The sequence below is a fragment of the Devosia sp. genome, from assembly GCF_040509215.1.
In the GTDB taxonomy this organism is placed as follows: Bacteria; Pseudomonadota; Alphaproteobacteria; order Rhizobiales; family Devosiaceae; genus Devosia.
The window spans coordinates 1-8,041 of the sequence record NZ_JBEVLL010000124.1; the positions used below are offsets into that span (position 1 = coordinate 1).

Below are 8,041 nucleotides of genomic sequence, written 5' to 3' on the forward strand. Positions count from 1 at the left end.
GACCGCGACGGCCACTACGGGATTTTCTTCGGCAGCCGGCAGATCGGTGAAATCGACTTGACCGGAGACAAAAGTGTCAGTGATGTCTCCGAACAGGTGTCAACCATGTCTCCGGGCTGAACAGCTTGCGGGGAGAGGTCGGCGCATAGCGCCGGGTGAGGGGGCCTTCGCCTCCCCGCGCCCACTACGCGCCTGCCTCAATTAAAACTCGGCGCCGGCGGCGTCTCGAACGTCGGTGCAGGCGGCGCCCCAAAGCTTGGTGGCGGCGGTGCAGTGAAACTCGGCGTCGTCACCTCGCCTCCGCCCACCGGCGGCAGCACGATCTCGACCGAATTGAAGTCCACCTCCGGCCCCTTGTCGAGGAAGAAGGTCACCAGTTCCGGGAAGGCAATCAGCAGCCCCACAAGGATGAGCTGCAACACCAGCCAGGGAATGGCGCCCAGATAAATATCCGATGTCTTCACCTTATCGCGCGACACGATGCCCCGCAGGTAAAAGAGCGCAAAGCCAAACGGCGGGTGCATGAAGCTCGTCTGCATATTGGCGCAGATCATCACGCCGAACCACACAAGGTCGATCCCGAGCGAATCCGCCACCGGCGCCAGCAGCGGAATGACGATGAAGGCGATCTCGAAGAAATCGAGGAAGAACGCCAGGATGAAGACGAAGATATTGACAAAGATCAGGAACCCGACGACCCCGCCCGGCAGGTTCGACAGCAGCTCCTCGATCCAGTGGCCGCCGCCAACGCCCTGAAACACCAGCGTAAAGACACGGGCGCCGAGGAGGATGAAAACCACCATGGCCGTCAGCCGCATCGTGGAGACCATGCCGCCCCAGGTCACCTCCCAGCGCAGACGCCCATTCATCCACGCGAGCAGCATGGCGCCGACGACGCCCATGGCCCCCGCTTCCGTCGGCGTCACAAGGCCGAGGAGGATCGTGCCCAGAACGATAAAAATCAGTGCCAGGGACGGCACCGTGCCGCGGATGATTTTGGCCCAGAGTGGCCAGCCGCGCAGTGTCCGCGCTTCGGGCGGCAGCGCCGGCACATGCTCGGGCCGGATGATGGAGAGGATGAAAACCCACCCCATGAAAAGGAGAACCTGCACGATCGAAGCGCCGGTCGCCCCGATATACATTTCCCCCGGCGATTTCTGCAGCTGGTCTGCCAGCACAATCAGCACCAACGACGGCGGAATGAGCTGGGTAATGGTGCCCGAAGCCGCGATCACGCCCGTCGCGTGCCGCACATTATAGCCATAGCGCATCATCACCGGCAGCGAGATCAGCCCCATGGCGATCACCGACGCCGCCACCGTGCCGGTAATGGCCCCGAGGATCGCGCCCACAATGATCACCGCATAGGAAAGCCCGCCGCGAATGCCGCCAAAGAGCTGTCCGAACCCATCGAGCAGATCTTCCGCCAGCCCGCTCTTTTCCAGGATAACACCCATGAAGGTGAAGAACGGAATGGCTAGCAGCAGCTCGTTGGAGAGCACGCCATAGAGTTGGTAGGTGAGATTGCCGAGAAAGTTCGGGGCAATCAGCCCCAGCTCAATGGCAACAAGGCCGCCGAACAGCCCCACCGCCGCCAGCGAAAAGGCCGCGGGATAGCCGATGAGCAGAAACAGCACCAGCCCGCCAAACAGGATCGGCGCCATGTTCTCGCGAATAAGATCGATCATTGGACGGGTTTCTCATAGGCGAATTCGCGGACGTAATTGGTGGTCAGCGCCAGGATACATTTGATGATCTCGGCTATGCCCTGCAGCATCAAGACGCCAAAGCCCACCGGCAGCATCAGCCGCACCGGCCAGCGCGGCAGCCCGCCCGCGGCATTGGAGGTGATGTTCTGCACCCACGCCTGCACGAACCAGGGCCAGGTGAAATAGATGAGGAGGATGCAGAGCGGCATCAGGAAGAACAGCCCGCCCAGAAGGTCGATCCAGGTGCGGGTGCGCTCGCTCACCGCGCCATAGAGCAGGTCAACCCGCACATGCTCGTTCATCTTCAACGTCCAGGCGCCGCCGAGCATCACCATGCCGCCGAACATGTACCAGACGCTCTCGGAGAGCACGTTGGAATAGTTAGTGTAGAGCCAGACCATGCCGCCAAAAACGCCGCCCCCCATGCTGCGCTCGAGCGAGATCATGGCGCTGACCGAATAGCGGAATATGGCATTGAAGGCGCTGACCAGCGCCGAGAACAGCACCAGCCACACCGCGACGAGGCCCACCCAGCGGCTGATCTCGTCGATCACCTTCGTGACACGTATGGCGAATGACACGCCCGACCCTCCCCGTCGTTCGCATGATCGTCACAGTTGATCGCAGTTCGCGGAAAATTTGCAAGACACGAAATGACTTGCGGGCCACCTGCTAACAGGCGACCCGAGGCGGCTGGCCGCCTAGACTGGCCGCCGCGCCACCAGATCGATCTCTACCAGCGCGCCCACGGCGAGCGCCGTCACGCCCACCGTCGTGCGAGCCGGGAGTTTCCCCGGCTCGAAAAAACTCGGCCAGAGCGCGTTGAGTGCCGCATAGTCACGCTCGAACTGGGTCAGATAGATTCGAGCCATGGTCACATCGGCAAGGCTCAATCCGATGCCGCCCAGCACAACCCTGAGGTTTTCGACCACGCGCTTCGTCTGCGCCTCGATACCCTCGACCAGCGGCGCATCGGGCGCTGCCGGGTCGGTCGGCATTTGCCCGGTCACGAAGACGAACCCGCCCGCTTCCACCGCGTGGCTGAACGGCGCCACGGGCCGTGGACCGGAGGACACCATGTGGTGGATCAAGTCGTTCATGTCGTCGCTTCCCTTAGTACCGATAGTTGTCCGCGTCTTCCGACAGATAGTCCTGCAGCTTCCCCCAGGGGATACGCGCCGTCGGCGCGCCATAGGCATAGTAGGACACTTCATAGGGCTGGAACTGCAGGATCAGCGAATAGGGGTCCGACAGGTCCCAACGATCGGGATCGATCACCACCTTGGCAAGAAAATCGGTGTCGTCCAGCATCAGCTCTTCGCCGTGCTCGGCCTCGAGCGCCTCGACGGTCAGGTCGAGCAGCGCCGTCTTCCAGCGCTTGCCGGCAAAGATGTCTTCCGCGACTAGCGGCCGATTTTCGTCGAGCCGGTAGTGCATATAGTCCACCGTCCAATTGCCATGGGCCGCGCCATGACCATACCAGTAGGTATTCACGTCGAGCGTGACGCTGTTGTAGTCGGCATCTTTCACGCGCACCGAATTGATCGTGTCGCTCGAGCCATCGGACTCAACGTCCTCCGTGCCATCGCCTTCGCCAAATCCACCCGACAGCGCCTGGGCCTGTTCTTCGATATAGGCGTTGAAAGCCGTAGCGGAGTCATCGGTCGCATCGAGCTGCACATAGCTCAGCTCATGGGTTGCCACCGCCCAATAGGAATCGGGATCTTCCGCATCGGGGTCAGGCAGGGCGGCATAGTGTGCCCGCGGATAGAACCGCTTGCCGCCGACCATACGGCTGCTTTCCAGCACCGTGCTGCGGCCGTTGAACAGGCTCACCAGGCAACGCGTACGGTCTTCATTGTAGCTGCCTGAGGTCATCGGCTTGGCATCGGGCGCACAGGCGCGCCGCGCGAAATCAAGCCAGGTCCGCTGGTCGCCGCGCACCGCAGTCAGCGCTGCCTCGGACAGTCCACCGATGGCGGTCTGATAGGTTACCGCCAGCCGGTCATCGGCCATCGACAGCGCCGTATCGTCGCAAATGGCATGTTCGAACGGCGTCGCCGCCTTGGCGCAATCAAAGCTGGCTGCGGCGGCAGGCAGGCTAATGCCCGTCAGGAGGACAAAAACGAGCAGGAAGACGTGGCGAAACATTTCTCATCCTTCGGAAAAATCAGCCTTGCCTCGATTGGCCCAATCGAGACTTCGTCGTCAAGACCTGCAGTGATCAAGTCTCAGGCGACGTGCCGGCGCGGGTCCGGCCGCATGTCCTTGTCAAACACCACGACCCGCCCACGCCCCGCCTGCTTGGCGGTATAGAGCGCGGCATCGGCCATGTCGGTCGCCACTTCCAGCTTGTCGCCACGTTCGGCCAGGCACGCCCCGATGCTGAGCGACACAACGATCGAGCGGCCGGGCGCGGTAGCGATCGGCTCGCCGATCGCGGCGCGCATGATGTCATGGGCACGGGCGCGCAGGGCCTGGGGTCCACATTCGGGCAAGAGCACGATGAACTCGTCGCCGCCCCAGCGCGCGCAAGCGCCTTCGACGCCAATGGTCTCCTGGATGCGCTTCGCCACAGCGATGATGACAAGGTCGCCGGCCGCATGGCCGTGGCTGTCATTGATCTGCTTGAAATGGTCGACATCGACGAGGAGGATGCCATAGCCCGCCCCGCTGGCCGCGAGGTCGCCATGGGCCACCGCAAAGCCGCGGCGATTGAGAATGCCCGATTGCCCGTCGCGGAAAGCCAGGCTCTCCAGCTCCTGCGTACGCTCGCGCACCCGCGCTTCCAGCAGCCGCGTATGATCATCGACGCTTGCCGCCATCTGCGTCAGCGCCGAGGACAATCGCCCGATCTCGTCCTGCCGCCCCGCGCTCATGCTCAGGGCCGGACCATAGTCGCCGGAGCGCGCCTTGCGCACGACATGCTCGAGCTGCGTCAGCCGGTTCAGCACCTGGTTCCTGAACAGCAACACCAGCACCGCCGCAACCACCGCCATCATGGCGGCCAGCAACATCCCGATGGGCACGAAGAGGCGCCGATCGATGATGGTATCAATGTCCATGAAGGTGACATTGTACCAGCCGAGCTTGTCGAGATAGCCGATCCCCACCAGCGTCTCTTTGCCGTTGACCGTCACGAAAGCGGAGTCGGCGAGCATGTCGCCCCCCGTCACATCTTCGAAGAGGCGCCGCAATGTCGCGTCGTCTCCGGCCCCTGACACCAGTGAAAACACCGAGCGCTTGCTGTCGAGCCCGTCGCCGAAATTGGCCAGGCTCACCAGCGTCTCGTCGCGATGCGCCTGGATCAGACCCTGGCGGTCGACAAACATGGAAGTGACGCCGCGCTGCGGCACATTCACCACTTCCTGGATGAAGGACGTGAGATCGATGCCCGTCCCCAGGAGCCCGAGAACCTCGCGCCCCTCGCGGATCACGCAGTTCATCCAGACCTTTGTGACCTTCAGATTGGCATCGTTGTTGACGTTGAGATGGCAGCCGTCGCCCAGCGCCAGCGTCGAGTAATACCACCCGTCGTCCGGGTTTTCCTCGCGCAGCCGGTAGCGAAACTGATTGCCCGCATAGGCATTGCTGCTGTCGTTGAAATAGTAATTGCCCGAAGCCGCGACGACGAAGAAATAGGATCCATCTGCAAAGTAGCGCCGATAATGTTCCAGCTCGGCAATGCCGCGCGCCCGGCGTTCGGGATTGGTTTCGTCCTGCGCCCAGTCACGCACCGCCTGGCTGCCCGCCAACGCTTCGGCCAGCGAGACTTCGCGCACCAATGCGCCAAGCCCGCGATGCCGGTCATAGAGCACCTGCTTTTCGGCAAACAGCGTGCCCAGTTGCACGACGGTCGAATTGACCACCCACTGAAATGCAAAAAAGGCCGGCACGGCGACGCTGGCAAAACCGAGCAGCACCAGCAGCAGTACGCGGGCGCGCAAACTGTCGGTGAAGAGGCGAAGAAGCGACATATGCGGCGACCCATGGCGGCAGAAGGGCAGAGGCCCACCCCCGCCACTATCGGGGCGCGGGCCTCTAGACTTCGTTAATAGGCCAATAGGACAGGAAAAAACAGCTTACGAGGCTGTGAGAAACGCCCGCGCCGCGAGGAGTTCCTCCTGCCGGATTTCGTGGCCACCATTGTGCCAGACGATCTCTGCGCCCGCGCCATTGGCCTTGAAATAATCGACCAGCGCCTGGCTCGCCCCGGCCGGTGCTATGGGGTCATACTGCCCCGCCGTAACCAGCACCTTCCGCCCACCGAAAGCGGCCTTCGGCGGCGTAAAAGGAATGAGCGGGTGCATCAGCACGGCGGCATCGAACAGGTCCGGCGCCCCGAATTGCACCGAAGCCAGAATGTTCGCGCCATTGGAATAGCCGAGGCCCAGCACTTTTGACGGCTGGCGCTTTGCCACTTCGGCCCGCACAAAATCCGTCATCGCCGCGGTGCGCAGCGCGAGGTCGGCCATGTCATAGACGCCCTCCCCGGTCCGACGAAAAAAGCGCAGGGCGCCGTGCTCGCTGATATCGCCGCGCGGCGAGACCCGCGCCGCCCCCGGCACCAGTTCGCCAGCAAGATCAAAAAACTGGTTCTCGTCCCCGCCCGTCCCATGAAACAGGAAGATCAGCGGTGAGTTGGCGGCCGCACCTTCGGCAGAACGGAATTGATATGGGGCCATAACGCGTCTCCTTGGCTCTTGCTCCCACCGATATCGGGATGCAGCACGCCAGCGCAATCGCCCATCCCCGCCACGCTCTGTTGCCGGTTCTGGAACAATGGGTATGATAGGCCATGTTCCTGTCTGTCTTTGACGTCTTCAAGATCGGTATCGGACCATCGAGTTCCCACACCATGGGCCCGATGTCCGCAGCCGGCCGTTTCCTTGATGAGTTGCGCGCCGGCACCTGGCCGCGCGCCCGCCAGGCCCAGCCCGCAGCGATCACCGCCAGTCTTCATGGCTCCCTCGCCTATACCGGCATCGGCCATGGCAGCGACCGCGCGGTCATCCTCGGTCTCGCCGGCCAAAACCCGCGCGATGTCGATCCGGACCAGATGGAGCCGATCATCGAAAAAATTCGCGAGACCGGCCACATCCACCCGCCCGGTCATCCGGCCTATCGCTTCCGCCCCGCCGTCGACCTCGTGCTCGATACGCGAACACCCCTGCCCGGCCATCCCAATGGCATGCAGTTCTGCGCCTGGGACGGCGATGGTCAATTGCTGCTGCGCCGGGTTTATTTCTCCATCGGCGGCGGCTTTGTCGTCAGCCAGGACGAGTTGCTCGCTCTCAAGGAGGCACCCACCATCAAGCAGGACGTGCCCTGGCCCTTCGCCAACGCCGCCGAAATGCTCGATATGGCCAAGCGCTCCGGCCTTTCCATCGCCGCCATGAAGCGCGCCAATGAGGAAGTCCGGCTCTCGCGCCAAAAACTCGACAGGGACCTCGACGAGGTCTGGACCGCCATGTCCGGCTGCATCGATCGCGGCCTCACTCAGGATGGGCAATTGCCCGGTGGCCTCAAAGTCCGCCGCCGCGCCAAGGCGCTCCATGAGCACCTGGCCGAAAAATGGCGCCGCAACGAGATCGACCCCTTGAGCGGCAATGACTGGCTCAGCCTCTTTGCCATGGCGGTCAACGAAGAGAACGCCGCCGGCGGTCGCGTGGTTACCGCGCCCACCAATGGCGCCGCCGGCGTCATCCCATCAGTGCTGCGCTATGCCACCCAGTTCCTCCCCGGCATGGGCCGCGCCGCCGTACACGATTTCCTGCTCACCGCCGCCGCCATCGGCGGCATACTCAAGCACAACGCGTCCATTTCCGGCGCCGAAATGGGCTGCCAGGGCGAAGTCGGCTCCGCCTCGTCCATGGCCGCGGCCGGCCTTTGCGCCATTCAGGGCGGCACGCCCGAACAGATCGAAAACGCCGCCGAAATCGCGCTGGAACATCACCTTGGCATGACCTGCGACCCGGTCGGCGGGCTCGTCCAGATCCCCTGCATCGAGCGCAACGCCTTCGGCGCGGTAAAAGCCGTCACGGCTGCCTCGCTGGCCCTCAAGGGCGACGGCATCCACGCCGTCCCACTCGACGCCTGCATCGAAACCATGCGCCAGACCGGCAATGACATGAGCGAAAAATACAAGGAAACCAGCCAGGGCGGTTTGGCTGTCAATGTGGTGGCCTGCTGAAACCACCCAAGTCGTCACCCTCGGGCTTGACCCGAGGGCTCCGCACTTGCTGCACGGTTGTTAAGTGAAGTGTCCTCGTTCGAGAAGGTCATGAAGCTCGCGTACACCGAGACCGTGGGAATCATCGCGGTTCCGTGCG

The 8,041-nt window shown here is 63.0% G+C and carries 7 protein-coding genes and 1 pseudogene; 2 read left to right on the plus strand and 6 right to left on the minus strand.

The window, feature by feature from the left end; translation table 11 throughout:
* Positions 1-120 (plus strand): annotated as a pseudogene (locus ABW043_RS06830) (IS481-like element ISRm20 family transposase); the annotation flags it as partial.
* 77 nt (positions 121-197) lie between these two features.
* Here ABW043_RS06830 and ABW043_RS06835 read toward each other — a convergent pair.
* The 6 genes from ABW043_RS06835 to ABW043_RS06860 all read right to left on the minus strand — a co-directional run bounded on the left by ABW043_RS06835 (position 198) and on the right by ABW043_RS06860 (position 6,394).
* A complete protein-coding gene (locus tag ABW043_RS06835) occupies positions 198-1,688 on the minus strand; it encodes a TRAP transporter large permease (RefSeq protein WP_353920468.1) in 1,491 nt (496 codons plus the stop codon).
* Positions 1,685-2,290, minus strand: a complete 606-nt coding sequence (locus ABW043_RS06840) for a TRAP transporter small permease subunit (protein ID WP_353920469.1) — start codon at positions 2,288-2,290, stop codon at positions 1,685-1,687. Before ABW043_RS06840 ends, ABW043_RS06835 begins: the two co-directional genes overlap by 4 nt.
* A gap of 120 nt (positions 2,291-2,410) precedes the next feature.
* Positions 2,411-2,800: a RidA family protein gene (locus ABW043_RS06845; protein ID WP_353920474.1), complete on the minus strand. Its 390-nt coding sequence runs from the start codon at positions 2,798-2,800 to the stop codon at positions 2,411-2,413.
* Between the two features lie 22 nt (positions 2,801-2,822).
* Entirely contained in the window at positions 2,823-3,860 is a 1,038-nt protein-coding gene (locus tag ABW043_RS06850; RefSeq protein WP_353920470.1) for a DUF3298 domain-containing protein, read from the minus strand.
* A gap of 80 nt (positions 3,861-3,940) precedes the next feature.
* Positions 3,941-5,686, minus strand: coding sequence for a sensor domain-containing diguanylate cyclase (locus ABW043_RS06855; protein ID WP_353920471.1), 1,746 nt, complete (start codon positions 5,684-5,686; stop codon positions 3,941-3,943).
* Positions 5,687-5,791: 105 nt separating this feature from the next.
* Positions 5,792-6,394, minus strand: coding sequence for an alpha/beta hydrolase (locus ABW043_RS06860; RefSeq protein ID WP_353920472.1), 603 nt, complete (start codon positions 6,392-6,394; stop codon positions 5,792-5,794).
* Between the two features lie 113 nt (positions 6,395-6,507).
* On the opposite strand from ABW043_RS06860, the gene ABW043_RS06865 reads away from it, so the two are divergent.
* Complete coding sequence (locus ABW043_RS06865) at positions 6,508-7,902, plus strand: L-serine ammonia-lyase (protein ID WP_353920473.1); 1,395 nt, start codon at positions 6,508-6,510, stop codon at positions 7,900-7,902.
* Positions 7,903-8,041: the final 139 nt, after the last annotated feature.

Coding starts and splice junctions, on each gene's coding strand:
- ABW043_RS06855 (WP_353920471.1), bottom strand. CDS start 5,686: ATGTCGCTTCTTCGCCTCTTCACCGACAGTTTGCGCGCCCGCGTACTG.
- ABW043_RS06865 (WP_353920473.1), top strand. CDS start 6,508: ATGTTCCTGTCTGTCTTTGACGTCTTCAAGATCGGTATCGGACCATCG.
- ABW043_RS06860 (WP_353920472.1), bottom strand. CDS start 6,394: ATGGCCCCATATCAATTCCGTTCTGCCGAAGGTGCGGCCGCCAACTCA.
- ABW043_RS06850 (WP_353920470.1), bottom strand. CDS start 3,860: ATGTTTCGCCACGTCTTCCTGCTCGTTTTTGTCCTCCTGACGGGCATT.
- ABW043_RS06835 (WP_353920468.1), bottom strand. CDS start 1,688: ATGATCGATCTTATTCGCGAGAACATGGCGCCGATCCTGTTTGGCGGG.